This is a genomic window from Candidatus Methylomirabilis sp. (genome assembly GCF_028716865.1).
Taxonomy (GTDB): domain Bacteria; phylum Methylomirabilota; class Methylomirabilia; order Methylomirabilales; family Methylomirabilaceae; genus Methylomirabilis.
This window is the reverse complement of record NZ_JAQUOY010000010.1, coordinates 38,027-57,463: the sequence shown is the minus strand read 5'-3', so window position 1 is coordinate 57,463 and position 19,437 is coordinate 38,027. Positions and strand designations below refer to the sequence as shown.

The window sequence follows — 19,437 nt, the reverse complement described above, 5'->3', positions numbered from 1 at the left end:
AGGAGGCGGTTGATGGCGACTGAAGGCATACCGGAGCCGATGGCGACCCAAGGGGAGTCACGCGGAGGAGATCGATCGCCTGGGACTCAGTTCCTCACACATCCCAAGACTCACGAGGCGTTGGGCATCCTCGGGATTGCCGTCGCGCTCTTCCTCCTGGCAAGTCTGCTGTCCTACGATTCCCTCGACCCCTCGTTTTTCAACTCCGGAGGCGGCCCCGGACATCAGGTGCATAATTATGGGGGGCGGTGGGGGGCAGAACTTGCGGGTGATTTTCTGGAACTGTTAGGTGTCGGCGCGCTGGTCTTACCATTCTTCCTGGTCCTGTTGGGCTGGAGGTTTCTCAGCGCGAAGGCCACTCCATTTGTCATCTGGAAGCTGGTCGGGTGCGTCCTGCTCCTGGCGGGTCTCGGACTACTGGCTCAGCTCTTTGCCAGGACGGGGCTGCCTGGTGGCCGAATCTGGGAACGCCCCGGCGGCTTTGTTGGCGAAGAGCTGCACCAGATCTTCAGCCCGCTGGTAGGCCGCGTAGGCCTGCCGCTCTTAGGATTGACGACCCTCGCCCTTGCTGCAGCGTGCCTGAGCAGTCGGCCGCTGGCAGGCTTTTCATTCGGGTGCCGGGGTGTGATCGAGCGGGTAGTGACTCGCGTGAGGGAACGGCGAGCGGCGAAGGCGCAACTGCCTGGCCGAATCCGACCCCCCTATACCCCCCCAGATGAGGAAGAACCTCGAGTCGAGAGCCGATCGTTTCCCGTTCTGGTGGAGCTTTCCCCGGTGGTGCCTACGGTAGAGTCCGAAGCGCCCGCGATCGATCCCCCTCCCCAACCCTCCTTTCCCTTTGTCGTTTCAAAAGAGGGTTTTCAGACCCCACCGCTCTCATTGCTCGATCTGCCGACAGGGGTGGAGAGCGGGCTCTGCGATGAAGAGCGGGAGGCGAACGCGCAGATCCTCGAGCGTAAGCTGCTGGACTTCGGGGTCGAGGGGAGGGTGACGCAGGCACAGCCCGGACCTGTCATTACCCGATACGAGATTGAACCAGGGCCAGGGATCAAAATCAACCGGATTGTTGCTTTGGCTGACGATCTGGCCTTGGCCCTGCGGGCGCTGAGCGTGCGCGTCGTGGCGCCGATTCCCGGGAAAGCGGTGGTCGGCGTGGAGATTCCGAACCGCCGTCGTGCCGTCGTGCACCTGCGCGAGGTGCTGGCGTCCAAAGCATTCGAAGGATCTGCCGCACATCTTCCCCTCGCCCTAGGGAAGGACATCGCCGGCGAGCCCTATGTGGTCGACCTGGGCCAGATGCCGCACCTGCTTATCGCCGGAGCGACAGGTTCGGGCAAAAGCGTGTGCCTCAATGCCCTGATTGTCAGCTTGCTGTACAAGGCCACCGCAGAGCACATTCGCCTGTTGCTGATCGATCCGAAGCGGGTGGAGCTCTCCGTCTTTGATGGGACGCCGCATCTGGCTGAACGTGTCGTATGCGATCCGAAGGAGGCGGCGAAGCGGCTGCAGCGCCTTGTGATCCACATGGAAGGGCGATATAAACTGTTCGCCAGGCTCGGGGCTAGAAATATTGCCAGCTACAACCGGCTCATTCGGATCGCCAGGCGGGAAGGAGGCGGCGAGGTCTTTCAACCGCTCCCCTACCTGGTGGTGGTCATCGACGAACTGGCTGATCTGATGCTGACCGCCGCTGCCGACGTCGAGCGGGCTATCGCCAGGCTGGCGCAGATGGCTCGGGCGGTAGGCATCCATCTGATCGTGGCCACGCAGCGCCCTTCGGTTGATGTGATAACCGGGATCATCAAGGCCAATTTCCCGGCGAGACTCGCCTTCCAGGTCTCCTCCAAGGTCGATTCCCGGACAATCCTCGACATGAATGGCGCCGAGCAACTGTTGGGTGATGGCGACATGCTGTTCATTCCGCCTGCGAGCTCAAAGCCGCACCGGATTCACGGATCGTTCGTGTCCGATATCGAGATTAAGCGCATCGTCGATTTTCTCAAAGCGCAGGGGAAGGCTGAGGAGTTTCCGTGGTCGCTGTTGCCGGCCGAGGAGGAGCAGGAATCGGCTGGGGATGAGGACGACGAGTTGTACCGGCAGGCGGTCGAGGTTGTCGTTACTACCCGTCAGGCCTCGATCTCTCTGATTCAGCGGCGACTCAGGATCGGGTTTAACCGAGCGGCACGAATGATCGAGCGGATGGAACACGAACGAATTGTGAGTCGTATTGAAGGGGGCGGGCCGCGAGAGGTTCTCATTGAACAACGGAATCCATAGCTACGGTGCGAGGCGTAATGGTTCATGGTGTGGACGGCGGCGCACTCCGCTTAATCTCGCCGTACATCCGTGTACGGCTCGAATCGACGCCGGCAGGCTGCGCTGTCCATGCTGCGCCTGCCATCGACGACGCGTCGCACACCTCCGCCCACACCCTGTTCCATCCCTGACCCTAAACCCTGATTCTAAGGTGCGAAGTGCGTAGTGCGAGGTGCGGGGTATCGGGCGTGGCTTTGGTCCTGCTGGGTGTCATTGTGTTGGGCGGTTTATCCCAGGCGGCAACGGACCCCATACCCGTTCCTGTGTCCGCGCTCACCGCCGATGAGTTGGCTGACAAGGTCCAGGCGACCTACCAGGGATTTTCGGACCTCCAGGGGATCTTCCTCCAGCGCGCCACGAATAAACTGAGCGGGATGACGCAAGAGGCTTCAGGCCGACTCTTCCTCAAGTGGCCAGGGAGGATGCGCTGGGAGTATGAGAAGCCGGAATCGAGGCTGTTCCTGATCGACGGCAAGATCCTCTGGAGCTATAGCCCATCCGAACGACAAGCCATGAAGCAAGATATGAGCGGCGCGCTCACAACGGGTCCCATTGGGATCCTGTTCGGGATGAGCAGTCTCCGGCGCGACTTCCAGGTTCGGCCTATCGTTCATGCGGGGACCAGGGACAGTCCGGAGTCCCTCCTGGAACTCACCCCCAAGGGGAAGGGCCTGTCCTTCAAGCGGGTGATCCTGGGGGTAGATCGGGAAAGTTTCTTCATTCAACGACTGACGGTGTTTGACCTGTACGGCAACACCACGGAGATCGAGCTCTCCAAACAGAAGGTCAACAGCGGTCTAAAAGACGAGCTGTTTCAATTCTCGCCCCCGCCAGGGACGGATATTGTGGCCCCTTTAAAGCCTCTCGTTCCATAAGCCAAAAGGAGATTGCACGTGTCTAACGAAGCGTCCTTCGATATCAGCTCAACGGTTGATCTGCAGGAGGTAGACAACGCCGTCCAGCAGGCCATGAAAGAGATCCAGCAGCGGTTCGATTTCAAGGGGACAGCCTGTCGCGTCGTCCGGGATGAGCAGGGCCTCCTGCTCTACGCTGACGATACCTACAAGCTCAAGGCTGTGGTGGATCTGCTGGAAGCGAAGCTGGTACGGCGAAAGGTGTCGCTGAAGGCTCTTGTCTATGAAACCCCTGAGCCGGCAGCGAAAGGGACCGTTCGGCAGCGGACAACGCTGCAGCAGGGGATCTCTGTCGACAAGGCTAAAGAGATCGTCAAGGTCATCAAGGGACTTGGTCTGAAGGTGGCTACGCAGATTCAAGGCGACCAGATACGGGTCTCGGCCAAGAGTAAAGACGATCTGCAGGCGGTCATGCAAGCGCTTCGAGCGCACGATCTTGGCATCGATCTGCAGTTCGGCAACTATCGGTAACGCGAACGCCTGATGCCCGGTTTCCCCTGGTCAGGCAAACGACATCGTGTAGTGTTCATCACGTGAAGAGATCCTTCCGGCCTTGAGTCATAGCATGTCCGAACATCGTGAAGATGAAAGCGAGACGGTCCTGATTGTCGGGGACGGTATCGGTCTGATTCCCCGACTTCATGAGCTGCTCACGCGTCAAGGATGCTCCGTTCTGCAAGTCTCATCCAAGCAGGAGGCGCTGGATGCCCTTGCTGTTGGCCATACTAAGCTGGTGGTCCTGGATGCCGGATTATACGTTGCGCTGCAGCAACGGGCTGATCGGCTGGCGGCGGTTCATCGGTTGACCAGTGTCATCGGCGCATCATTCGATCTCAATGAGGTCTATCAGACCTTCGCCAAAGAGGTGGGATGCCTCGTTCATTACGATCGGATGGCCCTCGTACTGCAGAATGATGCGGGTCGCGGGTGGAGGGTGCTCCGGTTGGCGCCAGACCAGCCTGCCAGCGGATGGCCTGAAGGCGTCTATGCCCAGGAAGAAGGGACCGGCATCGAGTGGGTCATGTCCCGGCAGCGTCCCCATGCCGAGCAGGATCTGGCGGAATCGAAGCAATTCCTGGAGGATGAGACACTGCTCACAGGGGGGATCCGATCCTGCATTCGCCTGCCGCTCATCGCGAAAGGGGAAACCATCGGCGGTCTCTGCCTGGACAGTATGACGCCTCACTGTTATGGGGAGCGGGAAATCGATCTCCTGCTGCCGTTGAGTGAGCAGTTGGCCATCGCGATTGAACAAGGACGCCTGTTTCAGGAGATTAACAGGTTGGCAATAACCGATGAGTTGACGGGCCTCTTTAACCATCGCCACTTTTATCACCAACTCGATCACGAGTTTAAGCGAACCCAACGCTACGGTCACCCGCTCGCGCTGATCATGCTGGATATCGATCTCTTCAAGCGGTATAACGACCTCCACGGTCACCTGGCCGGCGATAAGGCCCTTCGCCTCATTGCCGGCCGGTTAAGAAGCAATACGAGAGGCGTTGACATTGTCGCGCGATACGGGGGGGACGAATTCGGCTTCATTCTTCCGGAGACCGATCTGCGACAGGCCTGGGTGCAGGCGGAACGGATCCGCTTTGCGATAGAACGCGACCCCTTGGATGAACAGGGGGCGTCCGGTGGCGAGAGGCTCACTGCGAGCCTCGGTGTTGCCTGCCTCGGACCCGACATGCGCCAGGTCGAAGATCTGGTCCGGGCGGCGGATCAGGCTCTGTACCGTTCCAAGGGGGCCGGCGGCAATCAGACCTCCATTGCCTGAGTTGTTCAATCGTCGGGAGGGTCCTGCTGTGAAGAAGGAGGCGCGGGCTGAGATCCTCACGATTGGGACCGAGTTGCTCATGGGTCAGACCATCGATACCAATTCGGTCTACATCGGCGAAGCGCTTGCAGCGGCGGGGATTGAGGTCAATTGGAAGAGTACTGTCGGGGATAATGAGACCAGAATCAGGGAGGCGCTTCGTACAGCGCTCGCACGATCCGAGATTGTAATTGCGACGGGGGGCCTTGGTCCCACGGAGGACGATCTGACCTGTCGGGCCATTGCTGCTGAACTGCGTCGGACGCTTCACCTCGATCAGACGGTCTTGGATTCGATCCGCCGCCGATTTGCCAAGCGGGCCCTCGTCATGCCCAGGAATAACGAGCGGCAAGCCATGATTCCGGAAGGCGCCACCGTGCTGCCCAACCCTCACGGGACCGCCCCAGGTCTCGCCATCCGCCTTGGGGATGAAAAGATGGTGATGGTGATGCCGGGAGTCCCATCGGAGATGCGGGCGATGCTGAAGGAGCAGGTGATCCCACGTCTTCGCGAGGCGTTCGACGTGAAGTTGAGGATTCGCTCGCGTACGCTCAAAGCGTGCGGGATCACCGAATCGGCACTCGATGAGATGATCGGCGACCTCATTCGCCATTCACGAAACCCGATGATCGGGTTGCTGGCCTACCCGGGTGAGATCCATATTCGGCTGACCGTGAAAACCGAGTCGGAGACGGAGGGCGACCGACTGCTCGACGATCTTGAGGCTCGGATTCGTGAGCGGTTGGGCGAGCTGTTCTTCGGACGGGATGCGGAGCGACTCGAGGAGGTGGTGGGGCGGCTGCTGCTCGAGACGAAGCAGACCGTTGCCGTCGCCGAGTCGTGCACCGGAGGATTGCTGTGTCACCGGCTGACGAATCTCCCGGGAAGTTCCGCCTATTTTATTCGCGGCGAGGTGGTCTACAGCAACTACGCCAAAGAACGTCTACTCGGGGTCCCCCGCGAGCTGATCGAAGCGCATGGCGCTGTCAGCCGACCCGTTGCCTTGGCGATGGCTGCGGGGATGCGGCGGACGGCCGAAACGGATCTGGCGCTGGGTATCACCGGCATCGCTGGGCCGGGCGGGGGCGCCGCCACGAAACCGGTCGGCCTGACCTATATTGCAATTGCCTCACACGACAGCGTCACCTGCCGTGAGTACCGGTTCCCGGGGGATCGTGAGACCAATAAACTGCTCGCCTCCCAGGAGGCCCTCGACGTCCTTCGTCGATACCTGCTCTCGCATCGACATGCCGGACCGGCCTGATTCCCAACCCGGCTCGATGATTCGCGTCTTTGTTGCCGCCAACCTGGATTCCGATCTCAAAACAGCCCTGGCCAGGGTGCAGGATCAGCTCAAGACTACCCGCGCCGACGTCGGGTGGGTGCGGCCGGAGAACCTCCATCTTACCCTCAAATTCCTTGGACAGGTCGAGGAGGGTCGCCTTGGCGCCATCGGAGAGGTGGTCGCTGCAGCGGCTGCCGGGTGTGGTCCGATTCGCCTGGTCTTTGAGGGTCTCGGTGCCTTTCCCCGTCCCCGCGCGGCCCGGATCGTCTGGGTCGGCGTCTCCCATGGCGCGCAGGCGCTGACAGCGCTTCAGTCGAGGGTCGAGACGGGGCTCGAGCCGCTTGGATTTGCACGGGAGATGCGGCCGTTCACCGCGCATCTCACGCTGGGTCGGGTGCGGAGCCCTGCCCATCGAGAGCAGTTAGCGCGTGCCCTCACCTTGGCGCCTGTCGAGGCGCTGGGCGAGATGGTGCTTGACCGGATCGAGTTGATGAAGAGCGACCTGAGTGTTGGGGGCGCACGCTACTCCATCCTGCAAAGCTTTCCGCTCGGCTGAGATACCTTACAGTAGCGCAGTCCCGTGCAAAAGTGCTTTCCAGTTCTCACCCTAATGGAGTATAATTTCGGTTCTGGCTTTGTGTTCTTGAAAAGATCTCAACCATTGATAGGAATTGAGAGGAAGACACGGCGATGCCGTCACAATCGATGACAGTACAGATCATCGATCAGATCAAACCGATGATCTTCGATCTTGCCACACGCTACCGGAAGAGTCTTCGCGGCTGCCGCTACGCCGACATTCGCGTGCAGGTCGATGAAGGACAATCGGCTGCGGCAGAGAATGGCGGGAGTAAACATAGCACCAGGGACTATGCCTTTGCGGTTGGTATCCGCGCCCTGTCCGGTGACGGGATGGTCGCGCCGGGCTATTTCGGGCAATCGCTCGGAACAGCTGACCTGGATCGGCTGGCGCAGATCATCAAGGACGGGCTCCGCCACGCGCATCATCGGGCCTTGGCCAACGCCCTGCGCAAGAGCGCGACACGGGAGGCGTTCGGCTCCCTGGGCGATGCCCTGATCAGCACAACCCTTGCGCCCATCGACATCCATCAGGATACCGTTCCTGCTCGCTTCGAGGTCGATCCCCGCTCCGTCCCCCTGGACGAGATCACGACGCTGACGACCGAGATCTCCAGGAGTGCGCTTGCGCTCGACCCTCATGTCAAGTATACGTTCATCTCGGCCTTCACCCTGTTGAGCCGGGAACTGTTCTGCAGCTCTGAGGGGGCCAACATCGACCAGTGCTTCGCCCTGACTCAGGGCACCTGTTTCATTGTCGCCCACGGCAAATCGGGTACGCAGGAGCTGTACGATTACATGGGCCATCAGCGTGGCTGGGAGGTCTTAACCCGAGGCGTACAAGAGGAGTACATTCAGTTCCCGGACTTCCGGGCCTTCTGTACCGGCCTCGCGAAAGACGCGGTGAGCCTGTGTCATGCCAGGCCGCTCAAGCCCACTGACCGCGAGGTAGTGGTCGTCACCGATCCTCACTACAACACCTTAAAGGTTCACGAGATTGTCGGCCATCCGACCGAGCTGGACCGCGCATTGAAGATGGAGACCTCTTACGCCGGCCGAAGCTGGCTCTTCCGGAACCTCCAGGAGCATCAACTGGGTAAACCGATCGCTTCCTCCCTCGTCTCAGCCTTCTCCGATCCCTCTCTTCCCGGGTACGGCCATTATCGGTATGACCATGAAGGCACACCAGGGAGAAGGGTGATGCACATCGACCATGGGATCTTCACCGGTTTCATGAACAGCCGCCAGACCGCCGCCATCTTAGGTATCCCCCCGAACGGGTCATACAAGGCCGCTGATGCCTCGCTGGTTCCTTTGATCAGGATGTCGAATACGGTGTTCGGTCCTGGCGAACGGGACCCTCAGGAGATCATCCGGGAGATCCCCCACGGCTACTACCTCGTGGGGCACCGGACTCCCTCGATCTCTGAATCGCGTGAGAACTTCCAGATCTCCGCAATGAAGGTCTACGAGATCAAGCAGGGGCAGATCGGAGAGCTGTTTTGTAACGGCGGGATCATGGCCGATACCAAGGACTATCTGATGAATGTGGATGCAGTGGGGAAGGACTTCCGCCTCTACCCGATCCCCAATTGCGGCAAGGGCCAGCCGATGCAGACCAAGCGGCTGGGCAATGGGGGTCCCACCATGCGCAGCCGCGCCCTTCTCACCGGCGTCACCAAGTAACTTCGGAGGCGTACCGATGATCTCAACCGCTGAACTTACAAAGGCTGTCGAACAGGCCTTGGCGTATCTAAAGTCGGCCGAGCAGGTGGCCGAGGCCGAGGTGTTCGCATCGAGCAACGGCAACCTCTTGGCCCGGCTGAACTACACCTCGCACATCCCCTGTAATGGCGTCGAGGAGCCGAAATCGAGCGAATCGTACGGCCTTGGAATTTCGGCGGCCTTCAAGACAGAGGCCGGCACCACGATCGGGTTCGGCAGTGAACCGAGCGACCTAAGTCTCGATGGGGTCAAAAGAGCCCTCGAGAAGGCCAGGCGCGGCGCCGTCATCGACCCCGAATTCTCGTCGCTGCCGAGAGCCACAGGTGAGCGGCGAAGGCTCCGCCGCTACCACGACCCTAGACTGATGAAGATTCGAGACGAGGAGCTGGTCGAGGTCGGCTGGAGAGTGTTGCAGGGGGGACTGAAAACCTTTGCAGCCTCCCCCAGGCTTGCCGAGTTGGCGGGCGGCAAAGAGCAGATCAAAGCATTAGGCCTCATCGTCGGTGGCGATGTGACCATCCAGCAGGAGCGGATCGCCATCGCCTCGACGGCCATGCCCGAGGTCCAGACCGACGAATCGACGTTGATTATGGCCTTCGTCACCGCAATGGTCGAGGCCAAGGCCTCCAAAGGCAGCGGCTGCTCCGCCGGCACCCGCCTGGATCAGTTCACTGATGACGCCGGTGTGGAAGCCGCACAGAACGCCCTCGCGGCGATTGGCGGGGAGCGGATTAAGAGTGGGGAGTATACCGTCATCTTCGGACGTCAGCCCGTGGCCGACCTCCTGAACAATCTGATCCTGCCTTCTCTCAGTCTCAGCAACTTCTACAGCGACAGTTCGCCGTTCATGGGACGACTTGGGAAGCGAGTTGCGTCGAAGCATTTGACGCTTTACGATCACGGTGCGCAGCGCGGGTTGATGGGGAGCAAGGGGATTACCTGCGAGGGACTGCCGACCGGGAAAACACGCCTGATCCAGCGTGGGAAATTGGTGGGACTGCTCACCAACTATTATGAGGGGCAGCGGATTCTGAAAGATCCCAGGGGCGCAGAGAAGCTGGGGGTGGATCCGAACCAGCACGGCAGCGCGATCGTGCCACGGAACGGTTTCCGGTTCTGGGCCGGTGGCGGCCGACAGTTCGGCGTCCAGGCCGGCATTGCCTCCACCAATGCTGTCGTGCAGGGTGGAGACCAGGGTCTCGATGAGCTGATCGCCACCGTAAAAGACGGCCTGTTGATCGGCCGAATCTGGTATACGTATCCCATCAATGGGCTGCGGGCGGGAGACTTCACCTGCACGGTGGTCGGCGACTCATACATCATCAAGGACGGACGGATCGCGGCGCCGCTGAAACCGAATACGGTGCGGATCAACGACAATATCCACGCGATCCTCTCCAACATATTGGCGGTTGGCAAGGAGGTCAAGGGAACCTTAGTCTGGGCGGCAGACGAGGTTGTCTATACACCAGAGATCGCCGTTCGGGGCGTCAAGCTTGATGAGATTGCCTCCTTCATGGAACAACTCTAAGTCGTATCGTGGCCTGCCGTGATGTGATGCGACATATATGGCGTTCTTGAGTGTTGAAAAGAAGCCTGCAACTGTCCAAGTCTATTCTGCAACCCCTGCTCATCCTTGCCGGACTTGCAGGGATAGTCTGGCTTTGCGGGAGGATCGGGTGGCCGGCGATACGAACGAACATCGGGTTAATCGGGAAAGGGTTCTTTCTGCTGGTCGTTCTCTACCTTTTTGCGCAAATGGCCTTCATGGCCGGGTGGTGGGTCCTGATCGGCTCCAGGGCTAGACAGATCGGATATTGGCGAATGTTTGGCGTCTACCTGGTCGGAGATTCCATCAACTATTTTGTCCCGCCCGCAAACCTGACGGGAGAGCCTGTGAAAGCGCACCTGCTGAGCAGGTCGGTTGGGTTCAGCCGGTCGGTGACCTCGATCATGGTTCACAAGCATGCGGAAATCGTGGCGCAGGTTGTATTTCTCAGCCTGGGTTTGAGCATTGCTGTAGCGCAGTTCGCGTTGCCTGCGGGAATACGGGCTGCCGCGCTTGGGCTTGCAGGGGGGATGGGAGCCGTCGTCATCATCGCCTTCTGGGCACTGAAGAGGCGAGCCTTCGGGACCCTGCTGCGTGGGTTGATGAAGATCGGGATCAAGCCGGAGCATATCGACCCCCAATGGCACGCCACGGCATCGCTGGATCGATGGCTTGCCCTTTTCTACAAGACACGTATGTCGGTGTTCTACTGGGCGACGTTTTGGTGTCTGCTTGGATGGTGTGGGGGCCTGCTCGAGACCTACCTTGTACTCCAGTGGCTTTCAACGAATCCGAGCCTCGGGACGGCGATAGCCGTGGAGAGCCTGGCGATGGCGCTGAACAGCATTATCTTCTTTATCCCGGGGCGGGTCGGGAGTGCTGAAACGGTGCGGGTTGCCGTCTTTTCAGTGTTAGGCCTGCCCGCCGCGCAAGGCGCCGTGTACAGTATTATTCGCCGCGGGAGAGAGGTTACGTGGGCAATCCCCGGTCTGCTCATCCTGCTCGCGATGAAGACGGGAATCGTCGGAGCGCCCGGGGAGGTTACCGGTTGATGGCTGCAGAGTCACAGACGATCGCCTCAAGCTGGAGGTGCGTAGAGCCTCCGAAAGCTGTTCTCTTCGATTTTGGGGGAACCCTTGATGCCGATGGGATCACCTGGAAAGACAGATTCTATCCACTCTATCTGGCCGAGCACGTAGAGGTAGACTGGGATCGATACGAGCGAGCTTATTATGTCGGCGATGATGCGCTGGTGGCCAGGAGGCTCTCGAGCTGCTCGTTCAGAGAGAGCCTCCTGCTCCAGATCACGGGTGTACTGGAAGCGCTGGATGTGGCCGATTCAGGGTTGGCGTCGCGTCTGTGTGACCGGTTTCTCCAGGACTCATTAGACAAGATTCGTTCTAACCTTGCGATCCTGCAAGAGTTGTCAGCACGATTCCGGCTCGGCATCATCTCGAACTTCTATGGCAACCTCGAACGCGTTTGCCTCGAGAGTGGACTTGCCCCGCTCATGAGTGTGTTGGTTGATTCGGCGTGCGTCGGGTTCATCAAGCCGGACCCCCGGATCTTTCAGATCGCGCTGACGCAGTTGCAACTCGACCCACGAGAGGCGGTATTCGTCGGAGACTCATTGCCTCGTGACATGGAGGGGGCAAAGCGTCTCGGGATGCCCCATATCTGGCTGGTTTCAGACCACTCCGGCCCTCTCGCGCCCTGTTGCCCGGATGACCCCACGATAAGGTCCTTGACAGATCTTCGGGAGGCGCTCCTGTGAGTGCGCCCACAACCCTTCGACCCGGCTCAGGACAGGCCCTGACGGGAGGTATTATTGCGGCCGGGGAAGGTTCCCGGTTGAAACGGGACGGCTTGGGGATACCGAAGCCGATGGTGCCGGTTGCAGGCGTCCCGCTGATCGAGCGGGTGGTGAACAATTTTGTAAAGGTCGGCATCACACAGCTACGGATCATCTTCAACGAGGACAACCGGGAGTGTGCCACGTTCATCCGGGAGCGTTTTCCGGACCTCGACATCCGATGCATCGTAAAAACCACACGCTCATCGTACGAAAGCTTCTGGGAAATCGGTGGGCGATCGGGTCCGGGCCTCACCCTCATGTCTACCGTGGACTGGATCTGCCCGGAACCGGCGTTTCGCCGGTTCGTCGATGAGGCCCGGCGTTGCCGTCAGGCTTCCGTCGTCTTGGCCGTGACGCCGTTCGTAGCCGACGAGAAGCCGCTCTGGGTGACCCTCGATCCGTCAGGGCGGGTGACGGGAATAGGGGGCGATTCGGGTGACGTCGTGACCGCTGGACTCTACCTTGTATCTGGCTCAATCTTTGCCCAAGCCCCTCACCCATCTACACTCGACCGGCTTCGCGACTTCCTATTCTGGATGGTTGACCGCAGGGTTCCGATCTATGGGGTAGGCATTGACCAGGTCATTGACGTCGATCGTGCAGAGGATCTTCACCTGGCCGAAACCCTTGTACAAGAACATGAAAAGACAGGGTATAGGGTTTAGGGTATGGGGTATGGGGATTACGCACAATTACCGGCTTTTCCCGAAACCCCAACCCCTACCCCCCAAACCCTGCTTTAAAAGCGGAGGCAGTTCCTGATGATGCCACACCTGTGGGGAATTTATCGTGAGCAGCAGCACTCGCCGGGCCGGGAGTTTGATGATACTGAGATCCTGAGGCTCGTAGCCAAACATGTCGAAGCGGCCGGCTACCAGGTACAGCTCAAGACGCCGGAGGAGCTTTCTGTGGCCGATACCCCCTGGCCGTCGCTCGTGTTTTTGATGTGCGAGCGGATCGAAGCCCTCGGCTTGCTTGAACCGATGGAGATGCAAGGCATCCCGCATGTCAATTCTCCGCAGGCTGTGATGAACACCTATCGGGATCGAATGATCCCGCTTCTTGCGGCCTCAGCGATTCCAATCCCCAGGAGCCAGATCATCTCGAGCAACTCGTCCGATCATGGTCGTCCTGCGTCACAGCTTCCGACAGGCCCTTTCCCAATCTGGGTCAAGCGAGCCGACGTTCACAATACCCAATCCGGGGATGTCGAGCGCACACCATCTCCGGAGGATCTCCGGAAGACTCTGGCAGCCCTCCACGACAGGGGAATCCCCCGCGTGGTGCTGCAGCAGCACATTCCTGGGGATTTGCTTAAATTCTACGGGATAGGGAAGCCACTCGCAGGCAACCGAAAAGATGCGTGGTTCAGGTGGTTCTATCACCGGGATCAGGATCTGGCTCGGTATCCCTTTTCTGAGGAGACGTTACAGACCCTCACCCAGCGGGCGGCTTCCGCCCTCGGCCTTGAGGTGTACGGAGGCGATGCCATCGTCACTTCTCACGGGGAGATCATCCTCATCGATCTTAATGCCTGGCCTTCGTTTGCGTTATTTCGCGAGGAGGCTGCTGCCCAGATTGCCGGATGGCTGCTGCATCGCCTCACACAGGAGGCGCTTCCATGAAACGAAACATTCCTGGAAAACGGTCGAAGGCGATCTTCGCCCGTGAGGCGCGCCACATGGCGCCGGGCTTGCAGTCGATCGCGTTGTATTCCGGGCTGGCGATGGCCGGCGGTCAAGGGTGCACACTGATCGATGAGGACGGCAACCGGTACCTCGATTTCATGGCCGGGATCGGTGTGGGGAGCATCGGACATACGCATCCGCACTACGTCGAGGCGATGCAGGCCCAGATTGAGCGGCTGACGTTCGGCAGCTTCGTCACCGAGAACCGGGCCCGGTTCCTAGCGTTGTTGGCATCGGTCACGCCGAAAGGACTCAAGCGGATCCAGATGTATTCTAGTGGGGCGGAGGCGGTCGAGGCTGCCTTCAGACTCGCCAAGTCGGCGACGAAGAGGTTCGAGTTTGTCGGCTTCTGGGGCGGGTTCCATGGCAAGACCGGCGGGGTTCTTGGGCTGTTGGGGGATGATTTTAAGAAGCAGTTGGGACCTTTCATGCCTGGCCTCTACAGCGCCCCATACGCGAACTGTTATCGCTGTCCTTTGAAGCTCCGTTATCCCGACTGCGGTATTGCCTGTGCGGATTCCTTGCGTCAGGTGATCCGGTATCAGACGCAGGGCGAGATCGCCGCGATCATCGTGGAACCGATCCAGGGGACCGCAGGGAATGTGATTCCGCCCCAGGGATTCTTGAGCGCGGTGCAGGCAATAGCGAAGGAGTGCGACGCCCTGCTGATCGCCGACGAGATGCTCACAGGCTTCGGACGCACAGGATCGATGTGGGGGTGCGACCACGAGCCGATTCTGCCGGACGTGATGACAGTCGGCAAGGGAATGGGCGGGGGGTTCCCGGTCAGCGGGGTGATCTCGACGCAAAAACTGATGGCGAGCAAGCCCTTTGGCAATCCGAGCGGAAGCTCATCAAGCTATGGAGGTAATCCGCTCGCCGCAACAGCGGGGCTGGCTACCCTCGAGGTGATTCGAAAGGATCAGCTTGTGGCGAATGCCAAGCGCGTCGGCGCGGTCATGCTGAAGCGGCTGGAAGCGATGAAGGAGAAATACCCGTTTGTAGGTGATGTACGGGGCAGAGGGCTCTTGCTGGGGGTGGAACTGGTCAAGGATAGACAGACCAAGGAACCGCTGTCAAAGCCAATCACGCAAAGACTGTTTCAGGCCTGCCTCCGAAGGGGATTGCTTGCCATGTGCTATTCCTACAACATCCGGATCAACCCGCCGCTGGTTATTACCGAGGACCAGGCATTAGAAGGCCTCGACATTCTTGACGAGGCCTTTGCCGAATTAGAAAAGACAGGGTACAAAGGGGAATAGGCTGAAGGTAGATAGACTGAAGACTTGTAGTGTGCTTTAAGCCTTCAGTCTTTAGCCTTCAGCCTACAATGCTATGTTGAGAGGCGCCATCATCGGCCTGGGGAATGTGGCGGTGAATGGGCATCTGCCCGGATGGGAAGGATGCGAGCGCGCCCGGATCGTTGCCGCCGCTGATGCCCTTGAGCCCAGGCTTGTCGAGGCCCGGCAGCGTCTTCCAAGAGCCGGATTGTACACCGGGGTCGAAGCGCTGCTTGCCTCCGAACCTCTCGACTTTCTCGATATCTGCACACCTCCGGGAACCCACGCATCCCTTACCCTGATGGCCCTTCGTCGTGGACTCCATGTGTTGTGCGAGAAGCCCCTCGTCCTCTCTCCCGATGAGTTGCGACTGGTGAGGCATGCGCAGGCAGAAAGCGGGCGGGTCCTGCATACCGTCCATAACTGGCTGTATGCGCCGATCATCCTGAAAGCGACAGACCTGATCATAACGGGGCAGATCGGGACAGTACGGCACATACGCTGGCAGGTGCTCCGTCGCGAACCATCGGTCGCGGTTGGGCTCGTCCTGGACTCCACTGAGGGGGCAGTACCCGGCAACTGGCGGCTCGATCCGACTATGGCAGGGGGCGGCATCCTGTTGGACCATGGGTGGCACGCCCTGTACATCATATTACGCTGGCTTGGTACCGACCCGAAAACGATCGCTGCCTCCCTCGAGAAGCGAGCCCATCCGGAATGGCCCGTTGAGGATACCGCCACCGTTCAGTTGAACTTTCCGGAGGCAGTGGCCGATATCTTTCTGACGTGGGCCGCGTCTTCACGGGACAACAGCGCCGTGATCGAGGGGACCCGTGGAGTCATCCGATTAGAGGACGGCGCCCTGATTCTGCAAAGTGAAGGGGGCGAGCAGCGCTGGACATTCGAGCAGCCGCTCTCGCAGGGCTCCCACCATCCGGATTGGTTCAGTCACGTCAGAAACGATTTTCTGCGGGAGATTTCAGATACTGAGCGGAATGGAGAGAACCTTGCCACGGCTTCACTCTGCGCGCAGCTTTTGCACCTCGCCAAGGAATCGCACACCGGAGGAGGTCAGCATTTAGCCGTCAGCGGTCAACTGAAGGGCTGATGACTGATTGCTTTTTCAGATAGTCATGAAGGGAGCCACGGTCCTGATCATGATGACGAAAGGCTCAGGAGAGATCCCCCCGGACACCGTTGTGGCCGGGATCCCGTTGCTTCGCCGCATTGTGATGGCCGCCTCCCGCGTGGGCTGCCACGAGATCCTGGTAGTGGATACCGGCCGGCCCGGGCTCACGAGGCTGTTGACAGGAACGCGGGCGGTGCTGCTTTCTCCGGATAAGCTCACCGAACATTCGTACTCCAACCGCATCCTGGTGCTTGCCGGGAACCTCCTCCCACGCCCTTCGCTGCTCACGCATCTGACCGGGATGCCGTTACGCGCTGAGACGATGCATATCCCCACAGACGGAATCGCTGTCGTTGAGACGGCTGATCCCCCTGCCTTTCTGTCGATGGTTGGGCGCGCTCACGATGATCTGTCGCTGTTCTCCGCACTGGAGCGGACCTACCAAAAAGCGGGCACCCTCATAGGTGGGGGGGACTGGGTCCGGATCTCGAATCAGGCGGACCTTCGTCACGCCGAGTGGTGGCTTCTGCGGGGCCTGATCAAGGACACGGAAGGTTTCATGTCGAGGCATTTCGAGCGGAAGATCTCACTGGCGGTCACCCGGCGCCTCGTGCGCACGGACATCACCCCGAACCAGATGACGGCCGTGAGCGTGGCGATAGGTCTACTGGGGGCCCTATTCTTTCTCTCGTTCACGCCCGCGTATCAACTGACTGGCGCGCTCCTGTTTCTCCTGCATTCGATCCTGGACGGCTGCGATGGAGAGATCGCCAGGCTCAAGTATCTGGAATCCCGTTTGGGCGGCATCCTGGACTTTTGGGGGGATAATGTTGTACACTCGGCGGTCTTTATGTGTATCGGTCTGGGATGGCAGATGGCTATTAAGGCTCCCTTCCCTTTGGCCTTCGCGACCTCCGCGGTGATCGGAACCCTCCTGTCGGCCGGTTTTGTCTACCGACAGACCATGCGGAATAAGACCGCCGAGGGGCCGCTGTTTACCTCCATCACCACCTCCGAGGCCCCATCTCGCCTTACTGCCCTTGCCGATTCCCTCACAAGGCGGGATTTCATCTATCTCGTTGTTATTCTCTCAGCCTTCGGGAAGGCTCAATGGTTTTTGGTTCTGGCCGCCTTCGGCGCGCCGATCTTTTTCTTCGTATTACTGTGGACCTCACACAGGGAAAGGGTAACAGCATGAGCGACAAGAGTTCTTTTTATCCGGAACTGACCAGGACGATCAAGCCGGCCACCGGTCCGTTCGGGGTGCTGCTCCCGGGGTTGGGGGCGGTGGCCACGACCCTGATCGCAGGCGTCCATCTGATCAATAAAGGGCTTGCCCAACCGCACGGTTCTCTTACGCAGATGCAGCGGATGCGCCTGGGCAAGCGGACTCACCCCCGGTTCGCCCTGATCAAGGAGGTGGTCCCACTTGCCGATCTCAACGATCTGGTCTTCGGTGGCTGGGACATCTTCCCCGAGAACGCCTATCAGACCGCGTGCCATGCCGGGGTTCTACCCAGGGAGTTGCTGGACCAGGTCAAAGGCCAATTGGAATCTGTCAGGCCGTGGCCGGCGGTCTTTGAGCAGGCCTATGTCCGGAGGTTGTCTGGACCGCACCTCAAATCCGGCCCGAGCAAGAAGCACCTGGCGGACATGCTGATTGAGGACATCGAGGCATTCCGCCGGAAGGAGGGGGTCGCGCGGGCCGTGATGATCTGGTGTGGATCAACGGAGGTCTTCACACAGCCGGCTCCCGTACATGAGACGATCGAGGCCTTTGAGGCCGGTCTGAAGGCGAACGCCCCGGAAATCTCCCCGTGTATGATCTATGCCTATGCTGCTATCTCGGCCGGCGTGCCCTTTGCGAATGGCTCACCCAATCTTGCTGTGGATATCCCGGCGTTGGTAGAGTACGCCAGCAAAAAGCGCGTTCCGATCGCCGGGAAGGACTTTAAGACCGGCCAGACCTTTCTGAAGACCGTCGTCGCGCCAGGACTGAAGGCCAAGATGCTGGGGGTGACCGGCTGGTTTTCCACCAACATCCTGGGCAACCGGGATGGCGAAGTGTTGGATGATCAGGGATCGTTCAGAACGAAAGAGGTCAGTAAGGGCTCGGTCCTGGGCGCGATCCTGCAGCCGGAGCTCTACCCGGAGCTGTATGGCCAGGTCTTCCATAAGGTCCGAATTGAGTATTATCCGCCACGGGGCGATGCCAAGGAGGGGTGGGATAACATCGACATTTTCGGCTGGGTCGGTCAGCCGATGCAGATCAAGATTAATTTTCTCTGTCGGGATTCCATCCTGGCAGCGCCGGTGGCGCTCGACCTCACGCTGTTTCTGGACCTGGCCCAACGGGCCGGATTGTCGGGCATTCAGGAGTGGCTTTCGTTCTACTTCAAGTCCCCGATGGCCCGAGCGGACCTGAAGCCGGAACACGACCTGTTCATCCAGCATCTGAAGCTGACAAACACCTTGCGCATCCTGGTTGGGGAAGAGGTGCTTGACCACTCCGGGCTTGATTATTACGAATCCGGGGATGCCTATCGAGCCGGCATGGGCGGGGCGTAAGCCTGCCCTGAGCTGTGTCGAAGGGCCTGCCCTGAGTGGTTCGACATGACTCACCACAGGCCCCGTCGAAAGGGCAGCGCGGCTACTTCTTTGCCGTTGTTCCTAACCCCTCCGCCTCCCGCTTGAGACGCATCTTCTTGACGAGGGCTTCGTACGACTGGTCTCGGATGATCTTATCGAACTGGATTCGGTAATTCCCCACGATGCTCACCTCGTCGATCACCACATCGTAGGGAATCCAAGCGTTGCCTCGACGAAGGAGGGCGAAGTCAACAAAGGTCGGCTCATTCCGTTTCGAGAGGAACTTGGTCCTGACGATGGCGTCTCGGTCATCGGTCTTCTCCGAGAGAAAGGCAACCCGCTGGTCGCCGAGATGATCGACCACTAACGTCGTATAGGACTCGACGAACAGGTCCCCGAACAGCTCAACGAAATCCTTTCGCTCCTGTCCGGATCGCTTCGCCCAGTAGCCGGCCAGAGAACGGCGCGCCATCTCCTGCAGGTCGAACCAGCGTACGATCCGCTCTTTGACCATCGACTTCCGCGCCTCTTCCTTTGCCTTCTCCTGTAAGGCCGGGTCCTTCACGATCCCCGTAAGGTGATCCAGTTCGGTCTTGACCTGATCGGTTGTTTCGCTCGCAAAGGCGGACGCCGCAACGACCAGCCACATCAGGGTTATGACTCCGCTTACTACTCCTGTTCGCACAGTCAACCTCATCGCACCTGACAT

General features: G+C 59.7%; 18 protein-coding genes. 17 read left to right on the top strand and 1 reads right to left on the bottom strand.

Annotated features, from left to right (window positions below):
• Window positions 1-12: 12 nt before the first annotated feature.
• From PHV01_RS05785 to PHV01_RS05705, 17 genes are all read left to right on the top strand, one after another.
• Window positions 13-2,277 carry a DNA translocase FtsK 4TM domain-containing protein gene (locus PHV01_RS05785; RefSeq protein WP_337290203.1) on the top strand — a complete coding sequence of 755 codons (2,265 nt, stop codon included), beginning with the start codon at window positions 13-15 and terminating at the stop codon, window positions 2,275-2,277.
• A 17-nt stretch (window positions 2,278-2,294) separates the two neighbouring features.
• Window positions 2,295-2,447, top strand: a complete 153-nt coding sequence (locus tag PHV01_RS05780) for a hypothetical protein (RefSeq protein ID WP_337290202.1) — start codon at window positions 2,295-2,297, stop codon at window positions 2,445-2,447.
• A gap of 27 nt (window positions 2,448-2,474) precedes the next feature.
• Complete coding sequence (gene lolA, locus PHV01_RS05775) at window positions 2,475-3,191, top strand: outer membrane lipoprotein chaperone LolA (RefSeq protein ID WP_337290201.1); 717 nt, start codon at window positions 2,475-2,477, stop codon at window positions 3,189-3,191.
• Window positions 3,192-3,209: 18 nt separating this feature from the next.
• The gene (locus PHV01_RS05770) at window positions 3,210-3,701 is read left to right on the top strand and encodes a YajQ family cyclic di-GMP-binding protein (RefSeq protein ID WP_337290200.1); all 492 of its coding nucleotides are present in this window, start codon (window positions 3,210-3,212) and stop codon (window positions 3,699-3,701) included.
• A 94-nt stretch (window positions 3,702-3,795) separates the two neighbouring features.
• Window positions 3,796-5,010 (top strand): sensor domain-containing diguanylate cyclase, encoded by a 1,215-nt coding sequence (locus PHV01_RS05765; protein WP_337290199.1) that lies wholly within the window; start codon window positions 3,796-3,798, stop codon window positions 5,008-5,010.
• 28 nt (window positions 5,011-5,038) lie between these two features.
• Window positions 5,039-6,313 (top strand): competence/damage-inducible protein A, encoded by a 1,275-nt coding sequence (locus PHV01_RS05760; RefSeq protein ID WP_337290198.1) that lies wholly within the window; start codon window positions 5,039-5,041, stop codon window positions 6,311-6,313.
• Between the two features lie 16 nt (window positions 6,314-6,329).
• On the top strand, window positions 6,330-6,890 hold the full coding sequence (gene thpR, locus PHV01_RS05755; protein WP_337290197.1) for an RNA 2',3'-cyclic phosphodiesterase: 561 nt from the start codon (window positions 6,330-6,332) through the stop codon (window positions 6,888-6,890).
• 134 nt (window positions 6,891-7,024) lie between these two features.
• Complete coding sequence (locus tag PHV01_RS05750) at window positions 7,025-8,599, top strand: TldD/PmbA family protein (RefSeq protein WP_337290196.1); 1,575 nt, start codon at window positions 7,025-7,027, stop codon at window positions 8,597-8,599.
• Between the two features lie 16 nt (window positions 8,600-8,615).
• Window positions 8,616-10,169 (top strand): TldD/PmbA family protein, encoded by a 1,554-nt coding sequence (locus PHV01_RS05745; protein ID WP_337290195.1) that lies wholly within the window; start codon window positions 8,616-8,618, stop codon window positions 10,167-10,169.
• A 50-nt stretch (window positions 10,170-10,219) separates the two neighbouring features.
• Complete coding sequence (locus PHV01_RS05740; protein ID WP_337290194.1) at window positions 10,220-11,239, top strand: lysylphosphatidylglycerol synthase transmembrane domain-containing protein; 1,020 nt, start codon at window positions 10,220-10,222, stop codon at window positions 11,237-11,239.
• The gene (locus tag PHV01_RS05735; protein ID WP_337290193.1) at window positions 11,239-11,961 is read left to right on the top strand and encodes an HAD family hydrolase; all 723 of its coding nucleotides are present in this window, start codon (window positions 11,239-11,241) and stop codon (window positions 11,959-11,961) included. The genes PHV01_RS05740 and PHV01_RS05735 overlap by 1 nt, the downstream gene beginning before the upstream one ends.
• Window positions 11,958-12,707: an NTP transferase domain-containing protein gene (locus tag PHV01_RS05730; RefSeq protein ID WP_337290192.1), complete on the top strand. Its 750-nt coding sequence runs from the start codon at window positions 11,958-11,960 to the stop codon at window positions 12,705-12,707. Before PHV01_RS05735 ends, PHV01_RS05730 begins: the two co-directional genes overlap by 4 nt.
• A gap of 96 nt (window positions 12,708-12,803) precedes the next feature.
• Entirely contained in the window at window positions 12,804-13,667 is an 864-nt protein-coding gene (locus PHV01_RS05725) for a hypothetical protein (RefSeq protein WP_337290191.1), read from the top strand.
• The gene (locus PHV01_RS05720; RefSeq protein WP_337290190.1) at window positions 13,664-14,992 is read left to right on the top strand and encodes an aspartate aminotransferase family protein; all 1,329 of its coding nucleotides are present in this window, start codon (window positions 13,664-13,666) and stop codon (window positions 14,990-14,992) included. The genes PHV01_RS05725 and PHV01_RS05720 overlap by 4 nt, the downstream gene beginning before the upstream one ends.
• Before the next feature lie 73 nt (window positions 14,993-15,065).
• Window positions 15,066-16,118: a Gfo/Idh/MocA family oxidoreductase gene (locus tag PHV01_RS05715; RefSeq protein ID WP_337290189.1), complete on the top strand. Its 1,053-nt coding sequence runs from the start codon at window positions 15,066-15,068 to the stop codon at window positions 16,116-16,118.
• 49 nt (window positions 16,119-16,167) lie between these two features.
• Window positions 16,168-17,337, top strand: a complete 1,170-nt coding sequence (locus tag PHV01_RS05710; protein WP_337290188.1) for a CDP-alcohol phosphatidyltransferase family protein — start codon at window positions 16,168-16,170, stop codon at window positions 17,335-17,337.
• Window positions 17,334-18,707, top strand: coding sequence for an inositol-3-phosphate synthase (locus PHV01_RS05705; RefSeq protein ID WP_337290187.1), 1,374 nt, complete (start codon window positions 17,334-17,336; stop codon window positions 18,705-18,707). Before PHV01_RS05710 ends, PHV01_RS05705 begins: the two co-directional genes overlap by 4 nt.
• Before the next feature lie 82 nt (window positions 18,708-18,789).
• Here the strand turns inward: PHV01_RS05705 and PHV01_RS05700 are convergent, their stop codons facing one another.
• Complete coding sequence (locus tag PHV01_RS05700; RefSeq protein ID WP_337290186.1) at window positions 18,790-19,437, bottom strand: ABC transporter substrate-binding protein; 648 nt, start codon at window positions 19,435-19,437, stop codon at window positions 18,790-18,792.

Excerpts from the sequence above, each read along its gene's own strand:
- PHV01_RS05785 (WP_337290203.1), top strand. The coding sequence starts at position 13 with ATGGCGACTGAAGGCATACCGGAGCCGATGGCGACCCAAGGGGAGTCA.
- PHV01_RS05780 (WP_337290202.1), top strand. The coding sequence starts at position 2,295 with ATGGTTCATGGTGTGGACGGCGGCGCACTCCGCTTAATCTCGCCGTAC.
- PHV01_RS05765 (WP_337290199.1), top strand. The coding sequence starts at position 3,796 with ATGTCCGAACATCGTGAAGATGAAAGCGAGACGGTCCTGATTGTCGGG.
- thpR (WP_337290197.1), top strand. The coding sequence starts at position 6,330 with ATGATTCGCGTCTTTGTTGCCGCCAACCTGGATTCCGATCTCAAAACA.
- PHV01_RS05750 (WP_337290196.1), top strand. The coding sequence starts at position 7,025 with ATGCCGTCACAATCGATGACAGTACAGATCATCGATCAGATCAAACCG.
- PHV01_RS05745 (WP_337290195.1), top strand. The coding sequence starts at position 8,616 with ATGATCTCAACCGCTGAACTTACAAAGGCTGTCGAACAGGCCTTGGCG.
- PHV01_RS05735 (WP_337290193.1), top strand. The coding sequence starts at position 11,239 with ATGGCTGCAGAGTCACAGACGATCGCCTCAAGCTGGAGGTGCGTAGAG.
- PHV01_RS05725 (WP_337290191.1), top strand. The coding sequence starts at position 12,804 with ATGATGCCACACCTGTGGGGAATTTATCGTGAGCAGCAGCACTCGCCG.
- PHV01_RS05720 (WP_337290190.1), top strand. The coding sequence starts at position 13,664 with ATGAAACGAAACATTCCTGGAAAACGGTCGAAGGCGATCTTCGCCCGT.
- PHV01_RS05715 (WP_337290189.1), top strand. The coding sequence starts at position 15,066 with ATGTTGAGAGGCGCCATCATCGGCCTGGGGAATGTGGCGGTGAATGGG.
- PHV01_RS05710 (WP_337290188.1), top strand. The coding sequence starts at position 16,168 with ATGATGACGAAAGGCTCAGGAGAGATCCCCCCGGACACCGTTGTGGCC.
- PHV01_RS05705 (WP_337290187.1), top strand. The coding sequence starts at position 17,334 with ATGAGCGACAAGAGTTCTTTTTATCCGGAACTGACCAGGACGATCAAG.
- PHV01_RS05700 (WP_337290186.1), bottom strand. The coding sequence starts at position 19,437 with ATGTCAGGTGCGATGAGGTTGACTGTGCGAACAGGAGTAGTAAGCGGA.